This is a genomic window from Leucobacter sp. GX0328 (assembly GCF_053567315.1).
On record NZ_JBSGPC010000001.1, the window covers coordinates 316,155 to 339,763 of the forward strand.

The window sequence follows — 23,609 nt, forward strand, 5'->3', positions numbered from 1 at the left end:
CCTACCTGCCGACTAGCGCTTCTTGCCAACGGTGCGGCGACGAACGATGAGCTTGTCGCTTTCCTTGTTCGGACGGCGCGTACGGCCTTCCTTCTGACCCCACGGGCTGACCGGGTGGCGACCACCCGAGGTACGGCCCTCGCCACCGCCGTGCGGGTGGTCGACCGGGTTCATGACGACACCGCGGACGGTCGGGCGCACGCCCTTCCAGCGCATGCGACCGGCCTTGCCCCAGTTGATGTTCGACTGCTCGGCGTTGCCGACCTCGCCGATGGTCGCGCGGCAGCGCGCATCGACGTTGCGGATCTCGCCCGAGGGCAGACGCAGCTGGGCGTAGGGGCCGTCCTTCGCGACGAGACGCACCGAGGCGCCTGCCGAACGTGCCATCTTGGCGCCCCCGCCGGGCTTCAGCTCGATCGCGTGAACGACCGTACCCGTCGGGATGTTCTTCAGAGGCAGGTTGTTGCCGGGCTTGATATCGGCACCGGCGCCCGACTCGACGACGTCGCCCTGCTTCAGCTTGCTCGGGGCGAGGATGTAGCGCTTCGTGCCGTCCTCGAAGTGCAGCAGCGCGATGCGCGCCGTGCGGTTCGGGTCGTACTCGATGTGCGCGACCTTGGCGTTCACGCCGTCCTTGTCATTGCGACGGAAGTCGATGACGCGGTACTGGCGCTTGTGGCCACCGCCGATGTGGCGGGTGGTGATGCGACCCTGGTTGTTGCGGCCGCCCGTCTTGGGGAGCGGGCGGAGCAGCGACTTCTCGGGCGTGGAGCGGGTGATCTCGGCGAAATCAGCGACGCTCGAACCGCGACGACCCGGGGTCGTCGGCTTGTACTTGCGAATAGCCATGTTGTATTCCTTCTCGCCCTCTACAGCGCAGCCGTGAAGATGTCGATGGAACCCGACTTCAGCGTGACGATGGCGCGCTTGGTGTCCTTGCGCTTGCCCATGCCAAACTTCGTGCGACGGGTCTTGCCCTTACGGTTCAGGGTGCGGACCTTCTCGACCTTCACGTCGAAGACCGACTCGATCGCGAGCTTGATCTCGGACTTGTTCGCCGTCGGAGCCACCTCGAAGGTGTACTGACCGTTGGCGTCGATGAGGCCGTAGCTCTTCTCGGAAACGATGGGGCGGATGATGACGTCGTGTGCGGACTTGTTCAGGCTCACTTCGTGTCCTCCTTGGCGGCGCGGCCGTCGACAAACGCGTCGAAGGCGGCCTTGGTGAAGACGAGATCGTCGCTGACGACCACGTCGTAGGCGTTGAGCTGATCCTGATACAGCACGTGAACGAACTGCAGGTTGCGCACGCTCAGAGCGGTCAGCTCGTCTTCGCGGTCGACGACCACGAGAACGCGCTTGCCCGGAGCGACCGATGCGAGGAACTCGCGAGCGGTCTTGGTGCTGGGCTTATCGGCGATGCCGAAGCCCTCGACGACGTGCAGACGGTTCGCGCGGGCGCGATCCGAGAGCAGACCGGTCAGAGCAGCAGCGATCATCTTCTTGGGGGTGCGCTGCGAGTAATCGCGGGGCACGGGCCCGTGGACGATGCCGCCACCGCGGTGCTGCGGCATGCGGACCGAGCCCTGGCGTGCACGGCCAGTGCCCTTCTGCTTGAACGGCTTGACGCCCGAACCGGAGCGCTCGCCGCGGTTCTTGGTCTTGTGCGTACCCTGGCGCGCAGCTGCGAGCTGAGCGGTGACCACCTGATGGATCAGCGGGACGTTGGTCTCGGTGCCGAAGATCGCCTCGGGCAGATCGACCGAACCGGCCTTCTTGCCCTGCGCGTCGAGCACCTCGAGCTTGGTAGCGGTAGCCATGAACTACGCCCCCTTCACTGCGTTGCGAACGAAAACGAGACGACCGCGAGCACCGGGAACCGCACCCTTGACCAGGATGAGACCCTTCTCTGCGTCGATCGCCTGCACGGTGAGGTTCTGCACGGTGACGCGATCGCCACCCATGCGGCCGGCCATCTTCTGGCCGCGGAAGACGCGACCCGGCGTAGCTGCGCCGCCGACCGAACCCGGCTTGCGGTGGTTGCGGTGCGCGCCGTGCGAAGCGCTGACGCCCGAGAAGTTGTGACGCTTCATGGTGCCGGCGAAGCCCTTGCCCTTCGAGGTACCGACGACGTCGATCTTCTGACCGGCTTCGAAGGTGGCGTCGAGCGTGAGCTCCTGGCCGAGGGTGTACTCGGCAGCATCTGCCGTGCGGACCTCGGTGAGGTGACGACGGGGCGTGACGCCCGCCTTCTGGAAGTGACCAGCGGTCGGCTGGTTCACCTTACGGGGATCGATCTGACCCGCAGCGATCTGGACGGCGCTGTAGCCGTCGATCTCGGGGGTGCGGATCTGGGTGACGACGTTCGGAGCCACCTCGATGACGGTGACGGGAACGACGTTGCCGTTCTCGTCCCAGACCTGAGTCATACCGAGCTTGGTGCCCAAGAGACCCTTGACATTGCGTACTGCAGACATGTTTCGAATCCCCCTTACAGCTTGATCTCGATGTTGACATCAGCAGGCAGATCGAGACGCATGAGCGAATCGACGGCCTTCGGAGTGGGATCGACGATGTCGATCAGACGCTTGTGCGTGCGCTTCTCGAAGTGCTCGCGGCTGTCCTTGTACTTGTGAGGCGAACGGATCACTGCGATCACGTTCTTCTCGGTGGGGAGCGGCACGGGGCCGATCACGGTCGCACCCGCGCGGGTCACCGTGTCGACGATCTTACGTGCAGAGTTGTCGATGACCTCGTGATCATACGACTTCAGTCGGATGCGGATCTTCTGTCCCGCCATGTGACTCTCAACTTTCTACTTGCGTCGTACTGCAGGCTTCTGGCCTGCAGCATTGGACGTCTTGCGTATCAGCGCCCGTGGCACTTCGGCGCTCATGCGCGCTTCGTACTGGGTCTCTGTTCACCTGTCAAAACGCTTCTCGGAGGAGAAGCGGTCGCGCACACGAAAACGGCCAGGTACGAAACCTGGTCGATCATGGTGCGCGGTGCGTTCGCTACTCGCGGCAGAAAGTCGCGCTCTCCCACAGGGATCGCGGCCATTCTGCACCGGACGAGCAGTGATCCGCGCCGAAGCCCGGAGTACTGAACCTGTCTATTCTGACACGCGCCCGGGGATCGCGCAACCCGGGCGTGTCGCTCGGGCCCGACGGGAGCCAGAGACGGGCTCCCCGACCAGTGCACGAAGGCCAGAAATGGCCTTCGTTCTTAGCGCTGGCCGCAGGCGTGTCGCTCCGCGATTCGTTTGTTCGCTTGGGCGGGGTCCCCCGGCGCTGTCGTGCTTTCAGCACACCACGCCAACCCCGATGCGCTCACAATCCGAATCGCTCCGCCCGCGGACAAGACGTACGCCCGACCTATCGTTATCCGTGCACACAGAGAGCGATCGACCACAAGACGCTCGCCGCCTACTGCCCGCGCTCCACGGCCTCGATGATGACGACGAGCTCGTCGCGCAGCGCCATGAGGCGTTCGACCGGCAGCCCGAGGCGCGCGATCACCGCCGGCGGCACGCTCAACGCCTGCTCGCGCAGCGCGCTCCCCTGCTCGGTCAGTACGAGCTGGAAAGTGCGCTCATCGCCGGCCACGGGCTCGCGCTCGATGAGGCCGGAGTGCTCGAGCCGCTTGATGATGGGCGAGAGGGTCGCGGGGTCGAGCCGCAGCATCTCCGCGATCTCGCCGAAGCGCAGCGGCGCGTGCTCCCAGAGGGCGAGCATGGTCAGATACTGCGGGTGCGTGAGGCCGAGCGGCTCCAGAATCGGCCGATATGCGCCGATGACGCTGCGACTCGCGACCGCGAGGGCGAAGCACACCTGTCGGTCGAGTTCGAGCGCATCGTCCGGCAGAAGTTCCATGGTTCGATTCTAACTCGTTTGTGCCCTAATGTTCGTGTTACGATTTCGTTCGTGGGCAAACAAAAACGTGAGAAGTACCATCTCTGGCACAAGACCCCGTACGACGGCGTCCCCGGATTCTTCCCGGCGATCCTGCGATTCCTCTATCAGATCGAGGGCCCGGCGCAGCTCGGAGACCGGAACGAGCCGCCGTACCGGCCTCCGGCGAAGCCGGTCTGCCCCGTGTGCAGCGAGCTCATGTCCGGCCACCGCATCGACCGCGGCGGACCGGGCAAGCGCACCCATCTGATCTGCCCCTGACGGGGCCGCTCGTTCAGCGCGCCGGAAGGAGCTTCGGGAGCGCGAGGTAGAGGACGAGCACGGCGACTCCGCCGAGGAGCAGCACGAGCGTGCCGATGAGGCCGGTGGCGATCGCCAGCAGACCGAGCGCAGAGGTCACGAACGTGCAGCCCGCCGCCATCGCGGACGCTGCGACGTGGCTGTAGCCGAGCTGCTGGATGCGCTGATAGGTGTGCTCCTTGTGCGGTTCATCCCACCGCTTGCCGGCGCGCACGCGCTTGACGAGCGTCACTCCGACGTCGCCGAAGTAGATGACCATCGGCCCGATCGTCGCGAGGAACGGCACCCCCGACATGAGCGCGGCGAAGCTCGTGATCGCGACCGCGCCGCCCAGCAGATAGCTGCCGACATCGCCGAGGAAGGCGCCGGGCTTCGTAAGGTTCCAGGGCAGGAAGCCGAGGAAACCCGCGGCGAGCACGAGCCCCGCGAGCGTCAGCCATTCGCGACCGGTCGCGGCGCCGGCGACGGCGAAGGCGACGCCGGCGATCGTGCCGTGGAAACCGCTGATGCCGTTCAGCCCGTCCATGAAGTTCGCGACGTTGATGTAGCTCGAGGTGAAGAGCACGGCGTACACGATCAGCGCGGTCACCGCGATCGCCGATGACGGTGCGCCGGGGGCGCCGGCGATCCAGGCGATCGTCGGTGCGGGGTCGGAGACGAGGAAGAGCAGGGCCGGTGTGACGAGACCGATCGCGAGCAGCGCGATGCTCCGGGCGCGCACGCTGAGCCCGCTCAGATCCTCGCGCAGGCCGAGCAGCCCGCTGCACGCGAAGCCGACGACGCACACGAGCAGCGTCGCCCAGCCGGGCCGGTCGGCGAGCCAGAGCAGCAGCACCGAGACGATGCCGACGACGACCATCGCGATGAGCACCGCCAGGCCGAGGCCGCGCAGGATCGGCCGCGTGTGCGAGGAGCGCTCGTTCGGCACGTCCATGATGCCCCACTGCTCGAGCAGGGGCCGCACCGCGAAGGGGAGGAACAGGCTCGCCGCGAGCGTCAGCGCGCCGGCGATGAGACCGAGGAGCACGGGGGTCAGGCTCGCCTCCAACCAGCTCGAGCCCCCGGTGTGCTCGAGCAGCATCACTGCACGCGCTCCTCGGCATCCGCGGTCAGGTCGAGCCGTGCGACCCAGCCTGCGTGGTCGAGCACCGTCGGCGAGATCGTATCGACGTGCGCGTGCGAGATCTTCGGATGGAAGGGCCGTTCGTCGCCCTCGCCGTCGCCGATGAGCACCTCGTGCAGCTTCTCGCCGTGGCGCAGACCGGTGAAGACGATGTCGACGTCTTTGCCCGACTGCGCGATCATGCGCTTGGCGACGTCGAGGATGAGGACGGGCTCCCCCATGTCGAGGATGAGCACCTCGCCCGGTCGGCCGATGCCACCGGCCTGGATGACGAGCTGCGACGCCTCCGGAATGGTCATGAAGTAGCGCGTGACATCGGGGTGGGTGACGGTCAGCGGACCGCCCGCTTCGATGAGCGAGCGGAACGTCGGCAGCATCGAGCCGCGACTGCCGATCACATTGCCGAAGCGCACGGAGAGGTAGCGCTGCTGCGTCTGCTGAGCCATCCAGGCGGTCAGCTTCTCGGCGACCCGCTTCGAATGCCCGAGCACGCTCGTCGGGTTCGCTGCCTTGTCCGTCGACACGTTCACGAAGGTGCCGACGCCGACCGATGCCGCGGCGTTCAACACGTTGAGCGTACCGAGCACATTGGTCTTCCACGCCTCGTCGGGGTACTGCTCGAGCATCGGCAGGTGCTTCAGGGCCGCGGCGTGGAACACGACTTCGGGCTTGCGGTCGGCGAAGATGCGCTGCAGAGTATCCGCGTCGCGGATGTCCGCGAGCACGACGTCGCGGGTGTCGAGCAGCCCGTGACCGCTGATGGAGAGCTGCGTCTCCTGCAACGACGTCTCGTCGCGGTCGAGCATCATCAGTTCCCGCGGCGCGAAGCGGGCGAGCTGACGGCACAGCTCCGAGCCGATCGAACCGCCCGCACCGGTGACGAGCACCCGCTTGTCCTGCAGGTAGTCGGCGATCGACTCGGTCTCCAGGCGCACCGGGTGCCGCCCGATGAGGTCTTCGATCGAGAGCTCGCGCACCTCCGAGATCACCGAGGAATTGTGCAGGATCTGGTCGAGCGGCGGCAGCACGAGCACCGTGAGCCCCGCACGATCCGCAGCCTCGTCGACGCGGCGCAGCATCGCGACGTCGGCGTCGCCGATGCAGACGATGAGCTGCGTGGCCCCGGTCGATCGTGCGATCGATGTGAGCTCGCTGAGCGGGCCGAGCACGCGCACACCGCGCACCTCCTGGTGCTGCTTGGTCGCGGAGTCGTCGAGGAACCCGACGGGCAGCACGGCCGCCTTCGGGTCGGTGAGCAGCCGCTTGGCGGTCTGCACGCCGAGGTAGCCGGCGCCGTAGAGCAGGGTGCGTTCGGCTTCGAGGCCCGGCTTGAGCTGGCGCTCGGTGCGCAGACGCCAGATGTAGCGCACGACGCCCATCACGCTGAAGGTGATCGGGGCGGCGATGATCATCGTGCTGCGCGGGATGCCGTTGCCGTAGCCCACGAGGTAGGCGAACACCCACGCGACCACCATTACGGCGGTGACGTCGATGACGATCGCCTTGACCTCGTCGAAGCTGCCGGTCTCATATCGGTTGCGGTAGAGCCAGAACGCCCACCCCGCGATGAGTTGGATCAGGATGGTGAACGCGATCAGCACCGCGGTCCAGCCCTTGTGGATCAGCACCAGTTCGAAGTCGTACCGCAGCACGAGGGCGGCGAGAATGCCGATCGCCCAAGCGCAGGCGTCGCCGAGGAAGAGCACGCCGTACTGCTTCAGAAAATTGGTGAAGCGCTGCCCGATTGTTTGCGGCACTCGCCCTCCGTTCATCCCGGGCGCAAGAATCGCCGCCCGTCTACATCTACGAGGATACCGCGCCCGCACCGGCCGGCCTGCTCACGCGGTGCCGTTTCGCCGCAGGAGCGGTCACGGCGGGGCCGCTCCCGCAGAAGACTCGGCGAAAAACGAGAGGAGCCCCTGAGGATGACTCCTCAGGGGCTCCCGTTCACTCGAGCAGTACTCGAAGAACCTTATTCGACGATCTTGGTGACCGTGCCGGCACCGACGGTGCGGCCACCCTCACGGATCGCGAAGCCGAGGCCCTCTTCCATGGCGATCGGCTGGATCAGCTCGACCGACATGTCGGTGGTGTCGCCGGGCATCACCATCGGCTTGTCCTCGGGCAGGGTGATGACACCGGTCACGTCAGTCGTACGGAAGTAGAACTGCGGACGGTAGTTCGTCTCGAACGGGTTGTGGCGGCCGCCCTCTTCCTTCTTGAGGATGTAGGCCGAGCCCTCGAACTTGGTGTGCGGGGTGATCGAGCCGGGAGCGACGACGACCTGGCCGCGCTCGACCTCTTCGCGCTTGGTGCCGCGGAGGAGGAGGCCACAGTTCTCGCCGGCCCATGCCTCGTCGAGCTGCTTGTGGAACATCTCGATACCGGTGACGGTGGTCTTCTGCGTCGGGCGCAGACCCACGATCTCGACCTCGGAGTTGATCTTCAGCGTACCGCGCTCGGCGCGGCCGGTGACGACGGTGCCGCGGCCGGTGATGGTGAAGACGTCCTCGACGGGCATGAGGAACGGCTTGTCCTTGTCGCGCACGGGGTCGGGGATCGACTCGTCGACCGCCTCCATGAGCTCGAGGATCGCGTTGGCCCACTTCTCCTCGCCCTGGAGGGCGCCGTAGCCGGACACGCGCACGACGGGAGCGTTGTCGCCGTCGAAGCCGTTCTTCGAGAGCTCCTCGCGGACCTCCATCTCGACGAGCTCGAGGATCTCCTCGTCGTCGACCATGTCGCACTTGTTGAGGGCGACGAGCAGGTAGGGAACGCCGACCTGCTTGGCGAGGAGGATGTGCTCCTTCGACTGAGCCATGAGGCCGTCGGTCGCCGCAACCACGAGGATCGCGCCGTCCATCTGAGCGGCACCCGTGATCATGTTCTTGATGTAGTCAGCGTGACCGGGGGCATCAACGTGCGCGTAGTGGCGCTTCGGGGTCTCGTACTCGACGTGCGAGATGTTGATGGTAATGCCGCGCTGGCGCTCTTCCGGAGCCGAGTCGATCTGGTCGTAGTCGCGCTGGACGTTGGTCTCAGACGGGAACTTGTCGGCCAGGGTCTTCGAGATCGCCGCGGTAAGGGTGGTCTTACCGTGATCGACGTGACCGATGGTTCCGATGTTTACGTGCGGCTTGGTCCGCTCGAACTTGGCCTTCGCCACTATGGTCCTCCTCAGGACGTCGTTGCACCCGCTGTCCTCCGATGGTTTCGAAGGCGGACGGGCACGGGGTTTGTGTACTTATGTTACTAGCTCGGGCCGGTGATCGCGAGCCGAGCCTCAAGGTCGGTGCCGACGGAACCGTCGGCACCGACCTCCGGGCGGAATTACTCGCCCTTAGCCTTCTGAACGATCTCCTCGGCCACGGCCTTGGGGACCTCGGCGTAGGAGTCGAAGACCATCGAGAACACGGCACGACCACTGGTCTTCGACCGGAGGTCGCCGATGTACCCGAACATCTCGGAGAGCGGGACGAGGGCGCGAACGACCTTGACGCCCGACGCGTCCTCCATCGACTGGATCTGACCGCGGCGCGAGTTCAGGTCGCCGATGACGTCGCCCATGTACTCCTCGGGCGTACGCACCTCGACGGCCATCATCGGCTCGAGCAGCACGGGCTGAGCCATGCGCGCGGCCTCCTTGAAGGCCATCGAGCCGGCGATCTTGAACGCCATCTCCGAGGAGTCGACGTCGTGGTACTGGCCGTCGAGCAGGGTCGCCTTGACGTTGACCATCGGGAAGCCCGCGAGGATGCCGTACTGCATGGCGTCCTTGATGCCCGCGTCGACCGAGGGGATGTACTCGCGCGGCACGCGGCCGCCGGTGACCTTGTCCTCGAACTCGTAGATCTTGTCGCTGCCCTCTTCCGCCTCGAGCGGAGCGAGCGCGATCTGGACCTTCGCGAACTGGCCCGAACCACCGGTCTGCTTCTTGTGCGTGTAATCGTACTTCGCGACGGTCTTGCGAATCGTCTCGCGGTACGCGACCTGCGGCTTGCCGACGTTCGCCTCGACCTTGAACTCGCGCTTCATGCGATCCACGAGGATGTCGAGGTGCAGCTCGCCCATGCCGGCGATGACGGTCTGGCCGGTCTCGGCGTTGAGGCTCACGCGGAACGTGGGATCCTCTTCGGCGAGCTTCTGGATGGCGGTGCCGAGCTTCTCCTGGTCGCCCTTGGTCTTGGGCTCGATCGCGACCTCGATCACGGGCTCCGGGAAGGTCATCGACTCGAGCACGACCTGGTTGTTCGCGTCGCAGAGGGTGTCACCGGTGGTGGTGTCCTTCAGTCCGATCACGGCGTAGATATTGCCCGCCGTGAGCTCGTCGACGGGGTTCTCCTTGTTCGCGTGCATCTGGAAGATCTTGCCGATGCGCTCCTTCTTGCCCTTGGTCGAGTTGACGACCTGGGTGCCCGAATCGACCTGGCCCGAGTAGACGCGCACGTAGGTGAGACGACCGAAGAACGGGTGCACGGCGACCTTGAACGCGAGCGCCGAGAAGGGCTCGTCGGCCGAGGGCTTGCGCTCGATGATGACCGACTCGTCGCGCGGGTCGTGCGCCTCGATGGCGCCCACGTCGAGCGGGTTCGGCAGGAAGTCGACGACCGCGTCGAGCATCGGCTGGATGCCGCGGTTCTTGAACGCAGAGCCGCAGTACACGGGGTAGATCTCGTTGTTCACGACGAGCTTGCGGATGCCGCCCTTGATCTCGTCGATCGTGAGCTCTTCGCCGCCGAAGAACTTCTCGAGCAGCGCGTCATCGGTCTCGGCGACGGTCTCGACGAGCTGCGCGCGGTACTCCTCGGCCTTGGCCTGGAGGTCGGCGGGGATCTCGCGGGTCTCGTAGTTCGCGCCGAGGGTGACGTCGCCCTTCGAGTCGCCCTCCCAGACGAACGCCTGCATGGTGAGCAGGTCGACGACGCCGGTGAAGTCGGACTCCGAGCCGATGGGCAGCTGCATCACGAGCGGCTTCGCGCCGAGGCGGTTGATGATGGTGTCGACCGTGAAGTAGAAGTCGGCGCCCATCTTGTCCATCTTGTTGACGAAGCAGATGCGGGGCACGCCGTACTTGTCGGCCTGGCGCCACACGGTCTCCGACTGGGGCTCCACGCCCTCCTTGCCGTCGAACACTGCGACAGCGCCGTCGAGCACGCGGAGCGAGCGCTCCACCTCGACGGTGAAGTCGACGTGGCCCGGGGTGTCGATGATGTTGATCTGGTTCTTGTTCCAGAAGCAGGTCACGGCGGCAGACGTGATCGTGATGCCGCGCTCCTTCTCCTGCTCCATCCAGTCGGTCGTCGCGCCGCCGTCGTGGGTCTCGCCCAGCTTGTGGTTGACACCCGTGTAGAACAGGATGCGCTCGGTCGTGGTGGTCTTGCCGGCATCGATGTGGGCCATGATGCCGATGTTGCGGACCTTGCTCAGGTCGGTGAGCACGTCTTGTGCCACGGGTCTCCTCCAGGTGTGGGGATGAAAGTTGTGGGAGTGGGGCGAGGATCGCTCGCCCCGAGGCCGTCCCGGACCCTCCGCCGTCCTGCGGGATGCAGCACGGGCGGAAGGACCCGGGGCGACGATTCGGCTTCTACCAGCGGTAGTGAGCGAACGCGCGGTTCGACTCGGCCATCTTGTGAGTGTCCTCACGGCGCTTCACTGCGGCGCCGAGGCCGTTCGAAGCGTCGAGGATCTCGTTGGTGAGACGGTCGGTCATCGAGTTCTCGCGACGGGCCTTCGCGTAGCTGGTGAGCCAGCGCAGTGCGAGCGTGTTCGCACGGTGCGGCTTCACCTCGACGGGCACCTGGTAGGTGCTGCCGCCGACGCGACGCGAACGGACCTCGAGCGTGGGGCGCACGTTGTCGAGCGCCTTCTTGAGCACCGTGACCGCGTCCTGGCCGGACTTCTCGGCGACGGTCTCGAGCGCGTTGTAGACGATGCGCTCCGCGAGACCCTTCTTGCCGTCGACCAGGATCTTGTTGACGAGCTGGCTGACGATCGGCGCGCCGTATACCGGATCGGCGACGACGGGACGCTTGGGAGCAGGACCCTTACGAGGCATTACTTCACCTTCTTTGCACCGTAGCGGCTGCGAGCCTGCTGGCGGTCCTTGACCGCCTGCGTGTCGAGCGCGCCGCGCACGATCTTGTAGCGGACACCGGGGAGGTCCTTCACACGACCACCGCGCACGAGCACCATCGAGTGCTCCTGCAGGTTGTGGCCCTCACCGGGGATGTAGGCCGTGACCTCGGTACCGTTCGAGAGCTTCACACGAGCGACCTTACGCATCGCCGAGTTCGGCTTCTTCGGGGTGGTGGTGTACACACGGGTGCACACACCGCGCTGCTGAGGGTTCGCCTTCAGAGCGGGCGCCTTGGTCTTGGTGACCTTCGGCGTCCGGCCCTTGCGAACCAGCTGCTGAATAGTAGGCACTGATTCTCCTAGTTGTTCCTGCACGGTGACAGGATTGCCGTTGATTGACAAGCATGTGCGGGCGTTTGCACGACCGCGGAGCTGCTGCGGCCCTCTTCGCCGAGGCGATCGGGGCTACCGAGTGCAGCTATGCCGTGGGGGTGTCAGCTCTTCGAGCGAGGGACCCTGACGCGCTCCCCTGGCTGCGCCGTTTGGGCACGGCTCAATCAGTGGAACACACCAAGAAGCCACTTTACGGGGTGATCCCTGCTTCTGCAAGGTTTCTCCAGGGATCGCCGAGCACGGTCTCCGCTCAGCCCCGGGGCAGCAGGAACCGGCGCAGCGCAGCCACGACCGTGTCGGGCTGCTCGGCGTGCACCCAGTGCCCGGCGCCCTTCACCGTGATGCGCTGCGTGCGCGGGAAGAGCGCGCGCATCGCGGGGGCGTCGTCGTCGGTGACGTAGTCGGATTTCTCGCCGCCCATCCAGAGCACGGGGCCCTCGTACGGCTCCCCCGGATCCGAGGGGAAGCCCATGACGGTGTCGAGCTCGGCGCGCAGCAGCGCGAGGTTCGGCTCCCAGACGAAGCCGTCGCCCTCGCGCTTCAGGTTCTGCATGAGGAAGCCGCGCACCGTGCTGTTCGGGATCTGCTCGCGCAGCGCCGCGCTCGCCTCGCCCCGCTTGTGCACGGCCCGGAGGTCGAGCGATGCGAGCGCCGAGAGCAGGTGCGGGAACTCGCCGCGCACCTCGCCGCCCGTGTCGGGCGAGATGTCGATCACGACGAGGCGCCGCACGAGATCGGGGTGGCGCAGCGCCAGCACCATCGCGACTTTGCCGCCCATCGAATGCCCGATGACGGCGACGGGACCGCGCGCGGCGAACTCGGCGCGCAGGTGCTCGGCGACCAGGTCGGCCATGTCCGCGTAGTCGAAGCGCTCGGTCCACCCCGACTGGCCGTGGTTCGGCAGATCGACCATGAGGCTCTGCACCTCGGGGGCGAGCGCCTGCGCGATCGTCGTGAAGTTCTTGCCGCGCCCGAAGAGGCCGTGGAGGAAGACGGCGCGCACCGGGGCGCCGTCATCGCCGATGACGGTCGAGTGGACGGGGCAGGAGATCGAGACGGTCACCCCTCAAACCTAGGGCATACGGGGAAGAAGCGATCCCTGTCGGGAGCGGCCCCGCCTATGCCGCGATGCGCCGCGCACGCGACGATGCCGCAAGCACCCGGGCGATGCGGCGCACGAGCCCCGCGAACACGACGGCCCACACGAGCACCGAAGCGATCGCGATCGCGCGGCCGATCTCATGCACGACCGCGAGATCGTCGGCGCGGCCCATCGACATCGACGCGACCGCGATCATGCCGACCGGGAAGACCATCGACCACAGCCCCGGCTCGTAGTCGAGCGGTATGCGGTGCACGGCATGCCGCCAGAAACCGGCCCCCACGAGCAGCGGCGTCAGCCAGGCGCAGAAGCACCAGAACACCACCACGAGCGCCGCGATGAGGCCGCGCGCCGCGTCGACCATCGGCGTCGACGCCATGCCGACGATTCCCGACCCGGCGACGACCGCGATCGCGAGCGCCCCCATCGCGACCCAGTAGGGCGGCGTGAACTCTTCGGGAGCGATGCCGTAATGCACGATGCGCAGGAGCACCAGCATCGCGACACCCGCGTAGAGCGCCACGCCCACCGACCACGACATCACCGCCAGCATACCGAGCCAGGGCACGGCCGCCGGGCCCGCGTGGGGCTGGATCTCGGCAGCCGCGACCGCGAGCGACTGGCTCGCGACCGCCCACACGAACCAGCTGCCGTTCGTGCGCGACAGGATGCGCTCCTCGCGATCGCGCGCCACCAGCACCTGCCACGGCAGCAGATAGCCGAATACGCACCACAGCGCGACGGCCACGATCACGAACCCGATCGCCAGAGGCACGGCGCCCGCCTGCGCGATCCGCACCGCGAGCACATCGGTGCCCGCGACCACGGTGAAGAATCCGAAGGCCTGCTCGGGGCTGCGCAGATCGGCGCGCAGCTGGTGCGGGAAGGCGATCGCGCGCCACGCGAACAGCACCCAGAGCACGAGGTACGCGACGATCGCGATGCCCAGGAGCGCGGCCGAGAGCCCGGCGGCGAGCGCCGCTGCTGGCGCCGGCAGCCCGGCCCCCGCATCGCGCAGCGCGATCGAGACGATGCCGGTCGCCATCACGAGGGCGAAATACCCGGGCGAGAGATGCGCCACCGCTGCCGAGAGCGTGCGATCGCGTGCGGTCATAGGAGCCAGCGTACCGCGCCCAGTCCGCGGCCCCCCGGTCCGCGGCCCGTTCGCGCCGGGTTACACCACGAGCTGGGTCACCCGCCCCGCGTCGACCTCCCAGCGGCTGCCGAGGCGCACGTTCTCGAGCATACGGCGGTCGTGCGTCACGAGCAGCAGCGCGCCGTCGTAGGTCTCGAGCGCCTGTTCGAGCTGCTCGATCGCCTCGAGATCGAGGTGGTTCGTGGGCTCGTCGAGCACGAGCACGTTGACGCCGCGGGCCTGCAGCAGAGCGAGCCCCGCACGCGTGCGCTCCCCTGGCGAGAGCCCGTCGAGCGGCCGCAGCACGTGGTCGGCCCTGAGCCCGAACTTCGCGAGCAGCGTGCGTACCTCGGCCGACGTGTACTCGGGTACGAGCTGCTCGAACGCCTCGGCGAGGGGTGCGGGGCCCGTGAGCAGCGTGCGGGTCTGATCGATCCGACCGATCGCGACCGAGCTGCCGAGACTCGCCGCACCCTCGTCCGGCGCGCGGTCTCCGAGCAGCAGCCGCAGCAGCGTCGATTTCCCGGCGCCGTTCGGCCCCGTGATCCCGATCCGCTCCCCGGCATCGACCTGCAGCGAGACCGGCCCGAGCACGAAGTCTCCCTGCCGCGCCACGGCCTCGTTCAGCGTCGCGACGACCGAGCTCGAGCGCGGGGCCGACCCGATCGAGAATTCGAGACGCCACTCCTTGCGCGGCTCCTCGACCTCCTCGAGCCGGGCGATGCGGCTCTCCATCTGGCGCACCTTCTGCGCCTGCTTCTCGCTCGACTCGGCCGATGCCTTGCGCTTGATCTTGTCGTTATCGGGCGCCTTGCGCATCGCATTGCGCACGCCCTTGCTCGACCATTCCCGCTGCGTACGGGCACGGCCGACGAGATCGGCCTTCTTCGCCGCGAACTCGTCGTACTCCTCGCGGGCCTGCTGCCGCAGCGTGGCGCGCTCCTCGAGGTACGCCTCGTACCCGCCGCCGTAGACGCGGTTCGTGCGCTGCGCGAAGTCGAGCTCGAGCACGCGGGTGACCGAGCGGGCGAGGAATTCGCGGTCATGGCTCACGAGCACGACGCCGCCGCGCAGCCCGCGCACGAACGTCTCGAGACGCTCCAGCCCGTCGAGGTCGAGGTCGTTCGTCGGCTCGTCGAGCAGCACGATGTCGAACCGGGAGCAGAGCAGTGCGGCGAGCGCCACACGCGCCTTCTGACCGCCCGAGAGCGACGTCATGAGCGCATCGGTCGCCACCTCGTCGACGGCGACGCCGAGATCAGCCAGCACCGCGGGCAGCCGCTCGTCGAGGTCCGCGCCACCGGTCGCGAGCCACCGGTCGAGCGCGGCGGAGTACTCGTCGGCCGTGCTGCCGCCCGGGTCGCCGTGCTCCGAGGCGCTCGCGAACGCTTCGGAGGCGGCGTCGAGCCGCGCCGCCGCCTCCGAGACGCCGGTTCTGCGAGCGACGTACCGGCCGATCGTCTCACCCTCGATCGGGGTGTGCTCCTGCGGCAGCCAGCCGACGAACGCGTCGGCCGGGGCGAGTGAAACCGCGCCCTCCTGCGGGGCGATCGCGCCGGCGAGGATGCTCAGCAACGTCGATTTGCCGGCACCGTTCACCCCCACGACGCCGATCACGTCGCCGGGGGCGACGGTCAGGTCGAGGCCGTCGAAGAGCGTGCGGTGGGCGTACCCTCCCGCGAGGCCTGAGGCCACGAGCGTTGCAGTCACCCCTCAACTGTAGGCGAGCCGCCAGGACGCACGTCTCCTACGGGAGTGCGGATCGCGGAGATGGCGGCATGCGGGCGGCAGCCCGGGTCCGTTCGCGTCTGCACCTCGAGCACCCGGAACCCCGCCGCTTCGAGCAGACGGGCCATCTCCTCGGTCGGCCAGAAGTATGCGGTCGTCACGGCGTGCGGGAACGACTCGACGCGCGACCCCTCGAAGAAGCCCAGCAGCAGGCGACCGCCCGGAGCCAGGGATCGCGCGAACTCCGCGAGCACGTCGGGCAGATTCACTGGGTCGACATGGATGACCGAATACCAGGCGAGGATGCCGGCCAGCTCCCCCGCCTCCGCCGGGATCGCCTCCAGCCCGCCGAGGCGGTATTCGGTTCCGGGGAAGCGAGAGCGGGCACTGTCGATGAACCCCGGAACCTGGTCGATGCCCTCGATGTCAGCGCCGCGGGATCGCAGGTGCGCGGTCCAGTGACCGGGGCCGCAGCCCGCGTCGAGGATGCGGCCGTCGATACTCGCAGCCCACTCCTCGATCGTGCGACGATCGATCGGCGACATCGCGCCGACATCGCCGAGGAGGTCGATGTACTCGGCCGCCCGGGCGCCGTACGCCTCGCGGGCGTCGCGCATCATGAGGTCCCTGCGCTCAGACGTTGAGGTGCCATTCGCAGACGTCGCCGCGGCTGAGAACGTCTGCTCTCAGACCACCTGAACACGCTGGTCGCCCAGAACGTATTCGATAGCCAGACTGCCCCCGACCGCCTTGAGGTAACTGCGGATCGTGCCGATCTTCGCACTGTCGAGATCGCCGTGCTCGATCTTGGAGACCTGGCGCTGACCAACGCCGATGCGCTCGGCGAGCTGGGCCTGCGTGAGGCCGGCTTCCTCGCGCAACTCGCGCAGCCGGTACGCGCGCACTTCTGCGAGCAGCCGCTCCTTGTGTGCCTCGACGCGCTCCCGGTCCACGGGACGCTCGGCGACGAAATCCTTCAGCGACACAGCCATCTCGATCACTTTCCTCTCAGTCTGCGCAAGTGGTCGTCGAACGTGTCGTCGGCCAGCGGGATATTCTTTCCATACCAACGTGTCCAATTGCCGGCCTTGTCGCCAGCGATCAGCATGATCGCTGAGCGCTCCGGGTCGAAGGCGAACAGGAGGCGCAGTTCGGACCGGCCAGACGAACCTGGCCTGAGTTCCTTCATATTGCGGTGTCTCGACGAAGACACCGTATCGACAAGGAGCCGTCCGAGCTGAGGACCGCGCTCCTCAAGCAGCTCAATCGCAGCGACCACCTGTACGTACGAGTCCTCGTCCAAGGAAGCGAGCCACCCTGCGATCAACTCGATGTCCACGCTCCACATGACATCAGCTTAGACCCCACAGGGTCTACCTGCAATGGGTCGTGGATCAGCCAGTCACAGCTCGAGGCGTGTGCGAAAGCGAATATGCAACCACTTTTCGCGAGAAGGGATTTCCGTCCAGCATCTCGACGATTCGAGCGCGATCGTCCGCCTTCGGCTTCCCAGGCAAGCATTACTGTTCGCCGCTCACAGACGTTCGTCCGATACGGAGCTCCACCGATTTCCTATCAGACGTTGAACCGCCACTCGCAGACGTCGCCTCAAGGTATCGGAGAGCGGCAATCCAGGTAATGACAGATCCGATCAGCTCGAGATGGGTTCTCTACGCCGCCTCGGCGAAGAAGCAAGATAGCGTCTCATATGGGCCTTGAGCGTCTTCGTGGCCCGCGCATCCTTAGCGAGCCTTTCGAATAGCACCTCCCGAGTCTCGCGTGCAGCCTCGGTGAACGCTTGCTGCACAACTCTCATGAGCCTCGTCAGCATTTCTTCAGAAGGCATTTCCCCAATCGAGGCCAGATCCTTCGCGGAGGGCTCCCTCTTCCGCGTCACCGCCATTGCAGCGGCCATCGAAAGATGAAAGACAAAATCCTCGACTTGTCCAGTGTCCCGACGTGCTCGTAAAAACTCCTCGCAAGTACGCACAATCGCGATGGCGGAATAATACATATTCATCGGTTGCGTCCCGCTAAAGACCACGCGATAGATATCGTCTTGAAAGATCCGCGATACTTCACCTCTAGAAATGTGCGGAGATTGAACCAGTGTCGCTAGCACAGCCTGCCCCATTTGATCGATAGACACGAGCTTCCTGAGGGGGATCTGCCGATTTCGATAGAAGTTTTTACGCCGCTCGTAGGAAAGGCCATGGATGCTCAAGAACTCTTCGATCTCTCGCTGCACGCGATCAGTCGCGCGCAGCGAACTCAACCCAAGAATGGTTTGACTATTCGTGGCGCGAATAATCCGGTCCTTGACTAGATCGTCTCCAGCCTGGATCACCTTTACCAATACGCCACGGTCATCCGCATACTCGCTCGACGACCCTTTCTTGTAGATCTCATGGGACGTCTGAAGCCCATTCACGATCTGAGGCGAGTCCAGATGCAAAAGTTTTCCGGCAGGCTGCACTCGGTCAGCTACAATCGTGACGCCATTGTTAAGCCACCAGAAGTCAACTTCGTTGTCCTGCGTACCGAGGGTTCCTTCAATGCTCTTGTTCACTTCCGACCCGCTGTCATAGTCGCGCACGTTCGCATCAAAGAGCGCCGCGTCCAATTGACCTGTTTCATCGGTAATGAACTTCTGATAGTCATACAGCTTGACTAATCCAACATAACCACCGGTCATATCAGTAGAAATCGGGTTCTCAGCCAAAGTAAGTTCTGCCGTTACAGGGGGTTTGTCGCGCACGAGATCTGCGATACTCGCCGCATCTAGCAGTTCAACCACGGGCTCGCAGTTCCCGAAGCAATCTTTAAGAGTTCCCTCTAGCTGAGTGGCTTTCAACTCAACGTTGGGGTGTATGTGTTCAGCTTTTAGTGCGGCGAACGCAACAGAAATCCTGAGCCTTGGGAGGTCCATCGCTCGATATGTGTTGAGAAACCGTCGAGTAATCTCAACTAGCCGAGGATTAAATTCCTTTGCGAGCGCGCTATCGTCACGCGAGAAATCCAACAGTTTGGGAAGATGGATAATCAGTTTTTCAACGGCACTCTCGCCAAACCCTTTTGTGTTCTTTACTTGAATTAACACCAAATCAAGCTGAGGGTTCCGCCCAAGGGCGGCTGCATTCACACCGTCTCTGAGGTAATAACCGTTAGCGAAAATGTGGATCGCGTCAATACCACCATCACGCGTGCCATCGACGATACCGGAAAGCACGTCATCATGACTGGGTCGGTACTTGTTCAAGTAGTTAGAAGAAACGAAGTAGGCCTCTTGCTCCGCAGCATTAAACCCTGCAGTCTCAAGCCGAGATCTTTCGACCATGTCTTCAAGCAAGACGACATCGTTGGCACCCATTCACGTTCCTTTCAACCAGAAACATCAATTTTCTATCTCAACTCTATGAGACCGTTTGGAGCAGGAATGCAACCCTTACCGGCCCCAGCCAAGATTTGCTCAACAACAAGAAGTGATCTTTGTTGAGCACGCTACTTGCCGAATCATCGTGGTGGCGCGCCGCATACCTTCATGAGCGCTTACGCAAACCTACTCACTTTTTCGTAGCAGATACATTTCCGTGACGCCACTCGCAGACATCGCCGTCCTGCATGACGTAGTCCTTGCCCTCCATGCGGGCTTTGCCCTTGGCGCGGGCCTCGGCGACCGAGCCCGCCTCGACGAGGTCGTCGAACGAGATGATCTCACCCTTGATGAAGCCCTTCTCGAAGTCGGTGTGGATCGCGCCGGCGGCCTGGGGCGCCGTGGCGCCCTTCGGGATCGTCCAGGCGCGGGCCTCCTTGGGGCCGGCGGTGAGGTAGGTCTGCAGTCCGAGGGTGTCGAAGCCGACGCGGGCGAGCTGGTCGAGGCCGCTCTCCTCCTGGCCGATCGACGCGAGCAGCTCGGCCGCGTCCTCGGCGTCGAGCTCGATGAGCTCGCTCTCGATCTTCGCATCGAGGAAGATGGCCTTCGCGGGCGCGACGAGCGCCGCGAGCTCCTCGAGCTTCGCCGCATCCTGCAGCACGCCCTCGTCGACGTTGAAGACGTAGAGGAACGGCTTCGCGGTGAGTAGGCCGAGCTCCTTGATGGGCTCGAGGTCGATCCCTGCCTGCGAGAGCACCTTGCCTTCGTCGAGCGCCGCGCGCGCCGCCTTCGCGGTTTCGACGACCGAGGCGTCGATCTTGCGGTTCTTCAGCTCCTTCTCGAAGCGCACGAGCGCCTTGTCGAGAGTCTGCATGTCGGCGATGATCAGCTCGGTGTTGATCGTCTCCATGTCGCTCGCGGGGTCGACCTGGCCGTCGACGTGCACCACGTCGGGGTCGGCGAAGCCGCGCACGACCTGCGCGATCGCGTCGGCCTCGCGGATGTTGGCGAGGAACTGGTTGCCGAGCCCCTCGCCCTCGCTCGCGCCGCGCACGATACCGGCGATGTCGACGAAGCTCACCGGCGCCGGCAGCAGGCGCTCGCTGCCGAAGATCTCGGCGAGCTTGTCGAGCCTGGGGTCGGGCAGGTTGACCACGCCCACGTTCGGCTCGATCGTCGCGAACGGGTAGTTCGCCGCGAGAGCGTCGTTATGGGTGAGCGCGTTGAAGAGGGTCGACTTGCCGACGTTCGGGAGTCCGACGATGCCAATTGTAAGAGCCACGAGGGTCTAGTCTACGCGAGGCCGCGGGCGGTTCCTCCGCGGCGGCGCGCATGTCAGCCGCATGTGCCACCCTTGTTCCATGCCCGTCGACTTCACCGCCATCGATTTCGAGACCGCGAACGGCCACCCCTCCTCCGCCTGCGCGGTGGGTCTCGTCAGGGTTCGCGAGGGGCGCGTCGTCGAGCGCGCCGACTGGCTCATCCGCCCGCCCGCCGAGCACTCCGACTTCCTTCCCTTCAACATCAAGATCCACGGCATCACCCCGCAGATGGTCGCCGACGCGCGCGACTGGGCCGACCAGCTCGCAGAACTGCGCGAGTTCATCGGCACGGACGTCGCGGTGGCGCACAACGCCTCGTTCGACATGGGCGTGATCAAGGCCGCATGCGCCGCATCAGTCGTGCCGACACCGAAGTTCCGCTACCTCTGCAGCGTACAGGTGTCGCGCAAGACCTACGACATCCCGTCGCACCGCCTGCCGCTCGCGGCGGCCGCCGCCGGGTACGGCGAGTTCTCGCACCACGAAGCGCTGGCCGATGCCGAGGCGTGCGCCGCGATCATCACCGATGCCGCCGTGCGTCACGGAGCCGACGATGTCACCGCGCTCGCGAAGCACGCCGGCGTGCGCATCCACCAGTTGACGGCCATTCCGCTGAAGCTCTGACCGGACGCTCCAGGCGCCGCCCGGATGTCGGCGGTCGCGCCTAGGGTCGCCAGCAGCCGCAGACCCCACGAAACCCGAGAGATCATGAACGCACTCACCGTCGCACTGCTCGTCGCGAACCTCGCCCTGCTCATCGCCGTGCTCGTCGTCCTGCTGCTCCGCACCGGGCGCGGGGCGAGCGCCGACGCCCCGGCCGCCGGTCGGGAGCTGCGCCTCGAACTGGCGGCGCAGCGCGGCGAACTCGCGCAGGCACTCGCGTCGGGCCAGCAGCAGCTCGACTCGCGCCTGCAATCGGTGGCCGCCGCGCAGAGCGGCGAGCTCGCCCGCGACCGGGCCGCGCGCGAGGCGGGAGAGCGCGAGCAGCGCGAACTGCTCGAGCGCGCGCTCGCGCACCTCAGCGACCGCATGCACCGGAGCGCCCAATCGTCATCGCGCTCGCAGCTCGAACTGCTGCAGACCCTGCAGAACGAACTCGAGAAGATGCGTCAGGGCAACGAGGCGAAGCTCGAGAGCATGCGCGCGACCGTCGACGAGAAGCTGCAGGGCACCCTCGAGCGCCGCCTCGGCGAATCGTTCAAGCTGGTCAGCGACCGCCTCGAGCAGGTGCAGAAGGGGCTCGGCGAGATGCAGACGCTGGCCTCGGACGTGGGCGGCCTCAAGCGGGTGCTCACCAACGTGAAGAACCGCGGCAGCTGGGGCGAGGTGCAGCTCGCGCGCCAGCTCGAAGACATGCTGGCCCCCGAGCAGTTCGCCGAGAACGTCGCCGTGCGCCCGCACGCGTCGGAGCGCGTGGAGTTCGCCGTCAAACTGCCGGGGCGCGAAGCCGGCGAGACGCCGGTCTGGCTGCCGATCGACTCCAAGTTTCCCCAGGAGGACTATGAGCGGCTGCTCGCAGCGCAGGAGAGCGGTGAGAAGGAACAGGTCGAGACTGCGGGCAAGAACATCGAGCGGGCGATCGTCGCGCAGGCGAAGCTCATTCGCGACAAGTACATCGCGCCGCCGTACTCGACCGATTTCGCGATCATGTACCTGCCCACGGAGGGGCTGTTCGCCGAGGTTGCGCGCCGGCCGGGGCTCGCGAGTCGCCTCCAGCTCGATTACCACGTCACCGTCGCGGGCCCGACCGTGCTCATGTCGCTGCTGAACAGCCTCCAGCTCGGGTTTCGCACCCTCGCGATCGAGAAGCGCAGCTCAGAGGTCTGGCAGGTGCTCGGAGCGGCGAAGGCCGAATTCCAGAAGTACGGCCAGGTGTGGGCGAAGCTCGAGAAGCAGCTGCAGACCGCCCAGAACACGGTGCATCAGGCCGGCGTGCGCACCCGCGCCGTCGAGCGCACCCTCCGTTCGGTCGAGACGACCGGCGGTCTCGTACCGCTGCCCGCGGTCGATGAGTCGGGCCTATTCGATTCGGCCGACGCGCTCGATGCGGCCGCGAGCACCGGTGACGCGGAAACGTCGGGCGCCCCCGGAAACCCGGAGACGCCCGACGTCGAGGATTGAGCAGTCGCTCAATCGTCCCAGCGCGACGGGTCCATGTCGCTGATGATGTGGCGGATCGTGCCCGAGTGCGACCGCATCACGATGCTCTCCGCGCGCACGAAGGGGCCGCGGCGCTGCACGCCGTCGACGAAGTCGGCCGAGGTGATGCCGGTGGCGACGAAGTAGCAGTTGTCGCTCGCGACGAGGTCGTTCGACTCGAGCACCCGGTCGAGGTCATGGCCGGCGTCGATGGCGCGCTGGCGCTCGTCGTCGTCCTTCGGCCACAGCTTGCCCTGAATCATGCCGCCGAGCGCTTTCACCGCGCAGGCGGTGATGATGCCCTCGGGAGTGCCGCCCACGCCCACGCACATGTCGATGCGCGAATCCCAGCGGGCCGCGTTCACGCCGCCCGCGACATCACCGTCCATGAGCAGACGCGTACCGGCACCGGCCTCCCGGATCTCGGCGATGAGCGGCTCGTGACGAGGACGGTCGAGTACCGCGACGCGGATATCGGTCACATCGACCTTCTTCGCGCGCGCCAGTGCACGGATGTTCTCGCCGATGGGGCGGCGGATGTCGACGACGCCGACGCCCTCGGGCCCGCAGACGAGCTTGTCCATGTAGAACACGGCCGACGGGTCGTACATCGAGCCGCGATCGGCGACCGCGATGACCGACAGCGCGCCCGGGCGGCCCTCTGCCGTCAGCCGGGTGCCGTCGATCGGGTCGACGGCGACGTCGCACGCCGCCCCTTCGCCGTTGCCGACGACCTCGCCGTTGTAGAGCCACGGGGCGTCGTCCTTCTCGCCCTCGCCGATCACGACAGTGCCCTGCATGTTCACGGTCGAGAGGAAGCGGCGCATCGCATCGACCGCAGCGCCGTCCGCCGCATTCTTGTCGCCGCGTCCGATCCACGGCGTCGCGCGCATCGCCGCCGCCTCTGTCGCACGTACGAGCTCCATTGCCAAGTTACGGTCGGGCTGCCACTCGCCCAGCGATACAGGTTCAGTCATGACCTTCACCCTACCGCGTAGACTGGGGGTTC

General features: G+C 66.0%; 24 protein-coding genes. 3 read left to right on the top strand and 21 right to left on the bottom strand.

Annotated elements, in window-relative coordinates; all coding sequences use genetic code 11:
- Positions 1 to 12 precede the first annotated feature (12 nt).
- From rplB to ACUYTF_RS01455, 6 genes are all read right to left on the bottom strand, one after another.
- Entirely contained in the window at positions 13 to 849 is an 837-nt protein-coding gene (gene rplB, locus ACUYTF_RS01430) for a 50S ribosomal protein L2 (RefSeq protein WP_434141262.1), read from the bottom strand.
- Between the two features lie 20 nt (positions 850 to 869).
- Positions 870 to 1,169: a 50S ribosomal protein L23 gene (rplW, locus tag ACUYTF_RS01435; RefSeq protein ID WP_434141260.1), complete on the bottom strand. Its 300-nt coding sequence runs from the start codon at positions 1,167 to 1,169 to the stop codon at positions 870 to 872.
- Positions 1,166 to 1,819: a 50S ribosomal protein L4 gene (gene rplD / locus ACUYTF_RS01440; protein ID WP_434141258.1), complete on the bottom strand. Its 654-nt coding sequence runs from the start codon at positions 1,817 to 1,819 to the stop codon at positions 1,166 to 1,168. Before rplD ends, rplW begins: the two co-directional genes overlap by 4 nt.
- 3 nt (positions 1,820 to 1,822) lie before the next feature.
- Positions 1,823 to 2,476 (bottom strand): 50S ribosomal protein L3, encoded by a 654-nt coding sequence (gene rplC / locus ACUYTF_RS01445; protein ID WP_434141256.1) that lies wholly within the window; start codon positions 2,474 to 2,476, stop codon positions 1,823 to 1,825.
- Positions 2,477 to 2,490: 14 nt separating this feature from the next.
- Positions 2,491 to 2,799, bottom strand: coding sequence for a 30S ribosomal protein S10 (gene rpsJ, locus ACUYTF_RS01450; protein WP_025133701.1), 309 nt, complete (start codon positions 2,797 to 2,799; stop codon positions 2,491 to 2,493).
- Between the two features lie 625 nt (positions 2,800 to 3,424).
- Positions 3,425 to 3,871, bottom strand: coding sequence for a MarR family transcriptional regulator (locus tag ACUYTF_RS01455; RefSeq protein WP_434141254.1), 447 nt, complete (start codon positions 3,869 to 3,871; stop codon positions 3,425 to 3,427).
- A gap of 51 nt (positions 3,872 to 3,922) precedes the next feature.
- On the opposite strand from ACUYTF_RS01455, the gene ACUYTF_RS01460 reads away from it, so the two are divergent.
- On the top strand, positions 3,923 to 4,171 hold the full coding sequence (locus ACUYTF_RS01460; protein ID WP_434141253.1) for a hypothetical protein: 249 nt from the start codon (positions 3,923 to 3,925) through the stop codon (positions 4,169 to 4,171).
- 13 nt (positions 4,172 to 4,184) lie between these two features.
- On the opposite strand, the gene ACUYTF_RS01465 is transcribed toward ACUYTF_RS01460, so the two are convergent.
- The 14 genes from ACUYTF_RS01465 to ychF form a co-directional block, all read right to left on the bottom strand.
- A complete protein-coding gene (locus tag ACUYTF_RS01465) occupies positions 4,185 to 5,291 on the bottom strand; it encodes a UDP-phosphate alpha-N-acetyl-D-fucosaminephosphotransferase (RefSeq protein WP_434141675.1) in 1,107 nt (368 codons plus the stop codon).
- The gene (locus tag ACUYTF_RS01470; protein WP_434141251.1) at positions 5,291 to 7,090 is read right to left on the bottom strand and encodes an SDR family NAD(P)-dependent oxidoreductase; all 1,800 of its coding nucleotides are present in this window, start codon (positions 7,088 to 7,090) and stop codon (positions 5,291 to 5,293) included. The genes ACUYTF_RS01465 and ACUYTF_RS01470 overlap by 1 nt, the downstream gene beginning before the upstream one ends.
- Positions 7,091 to 7,305: 215 nt before the next feature.
- Entirely contained in the window at positions 7,306 to 8,499 is a 1,194-nt protein-coding gene (gene tuf, locus ACUYTF_RS01475; RefSeq protein ID WP_434141249.1) for an elongation factor Tu, read from the bottom strand.
- Between the two features lie 164 nt (positions 8,500 to 8,663).
- Positions 8,664 to 10,784 carry an elongation factor G gene (gene fusA, locus ACUYTF_RS01480; protein WP_434141247.1) on the bottom strand — a complete coding sequence of 707 codons (2,121 nt, stop codon included), beginning with the start codon at positions 10,782 to 10,784 and terminating at the stop codon, positions 8,664 to 8,666.
- A gap of 133 nt (positions 10,785 to 10,917) precedes the next feature.
- The gene (rpsG, locus tag ACUYTF_RS01485; RefSeq protein WP_434141245.1) at positions 10,918 to 11,388 is read right to left on the bottom strand and encodes a 30S ribosomal protein S7; all 471 of its coding nucleotides are present in this window, start codon (positions 11,386 to 11,388) and stop codon (positions 10,918 to 10,920) included.
- A complete protein-coding gene (gene rpsL / locus ACUYTF_RS01490; RefSeq protein ID WP_434141244.1) occupies positions 11,388 to 11,759 on the bottom strand; it encodes a 30S ribosomal protein S12 in 372 nt (123 codons plus the stop codon). The genes rpsG and rpsL overlap by 1 nt, the downstream gene beginning before the upstream one ends.
- 292 nt (positions 11,760 to 12,051) lie before the next feature.
- Entirely contained in the window at positions 12,052 to 12,864 is an 813-nt protein-coding gene (locus ACUYTF_RS01495) for an alpha/beta fold hydrolase (RefSeq protein WP_434141242.1), read from the bottom strand.
- Between the two features lie 55 nt (positions 12,865 to 12,919).
- Positions 12,920 to 14,017, bottom strand: coding sequence for a tellurite resistance/C4-dicarboxylate transporter family protein (locus ACUYTF_RS01500; RefSeq protein WP_434141240.1), 1,098 nt, complete (start codon positions 14,015 to 14,017; stop codon positions 12,920 to 12,922).
- Positions 14,018 to 14,077: 60 nt separating this feature from the next.
- A complete protein-coding gene (locus tag ACUYTF_RS01505) occupies positions 14,078 to 15,748 on the bottom strand; it encodes an ATP-binding cassette domain-containing protein (protein WP_434141238.1) in 1,671 nt (556 codons plus the stop codon).
- Positions 15,745 to 16,383 carry a methyltransferase domain-containing protein gene (locus ACUYTF_RS01510; protein WP_434141236.1) on the bottom strand — a complete coding sequence of 213 codons (639 nt, stop codon included), beginning with the start codon at positions 16,381 to 16,383 and terminating at the stop codon, positions 15,745 to 15,747. The genes ACUYTF_RS01505 and ACUYTF_RS01510 overlap by 4 nt, the downstream gene beginning before the upstream one ends.
- 69 nt (positions 16,384 to 16,452) lie before the next feature.
- Entirely contained in the window at positions 16,453 to 16,758 is a 306-nt protein-coding gene (locus ACUYTF_RS01515; protein WP_434141674.1) for a helix-turn-helix domain-containing protein, read from the bottom strand.
- 5 nt (positions 16,759 to 16,763) lie between these two features.
- Positions 16,764 to 17,114, bottom strand: a complete 351-nt coding sequence (locus tag ACUYTF_RS01520) for a type II toxin-antitoxin system RelE/ParE family toxin (protein WP_434141234.1) — start codon at positions 17,112 to 17,114, stop codon at positions 16,764 to 16,766.
- Positions 17,115 to 17,417: 303 nt separating this feature from the next.
- The gene (locus ACUYTF_RS01525; RefSeq protein ID WP_434141232.1) at positions 17,418 to 19,136 is read right to left on the bottom strand and encodes an AIPR family protein; all 1,719 of its coding nucleotides are present in this window, start codon (positions 19,134 to 19,136) and stop codon (positions 17,418 to 17,420) included.
- Between the two features lie 193 nt (positions 19,137 to 19,329).
- The gene (gene ychF, locus ACUYTF_RS01530; RefSeq protein WP_434141230.1) at positions 19,330 to 20,421 is read right to left on the bottom strand and encodes a redox-regulated ATPase YchF; all 1,092 of its coding nucleotides are present in this window, start codon (positions 20,419 to 20,421) and stop codon (positions 19,330 to 19,332) included.
- 79 nt (positions 20,422 to 20,500) lie between these two features.
- Here ychF and ACUYTF_RS01535 point away from each other — a divergent pair, with 79 nt between their 5' ends.
- Together ACUYTF_RS01535 and ACUYTF_RS01540 are read left to right on the top strand one after the other, a co-directional pair.
- A complete protein-coding gene (locus ACUYTF_RS01535) occupies positions 20,501 to 21,085 on the top strand; it encodes an exonuclease domain-containing protein (protein ID WP_434141228.1) in 585 nt (194 codons plus the stop codon).
- An 84-nt stretch (positions 21,086 to 21,169) separates the two neighbouring features.
- Positions 21,170 to 22,582: a DNA recombination protein RmuC gene (locus tag ACUYTF_RS01540; RefSeq protein WP_434141226.1), complete on the top strand. Its 1,413-nt coding sequence runs from the start codon at positions 21,170 to 21,172 to the stop codon at positions 22,580 to 22,582.
- Between the two features lie 8 nt (positions 22,583 to 22,590).
- Here ACUYTF_RS01540 and glpX read toward each other — a convergent pair whose 3' ends face one another.
- Complete coding sequence (gene glpX / locus ACUYTF_RS01545) at positions 22,591 to 23,577, bottom strand: class II fructose-bisphosphatase (RefSeq protein WP_434141224.1); 987 nt, start codon at positions 23,575 to 23,577, stop codon at positions 22,591 to 22,593.
- Between the last annotated feature and the right edge of the window lie 32 nt (positions 23,578 to 23,609).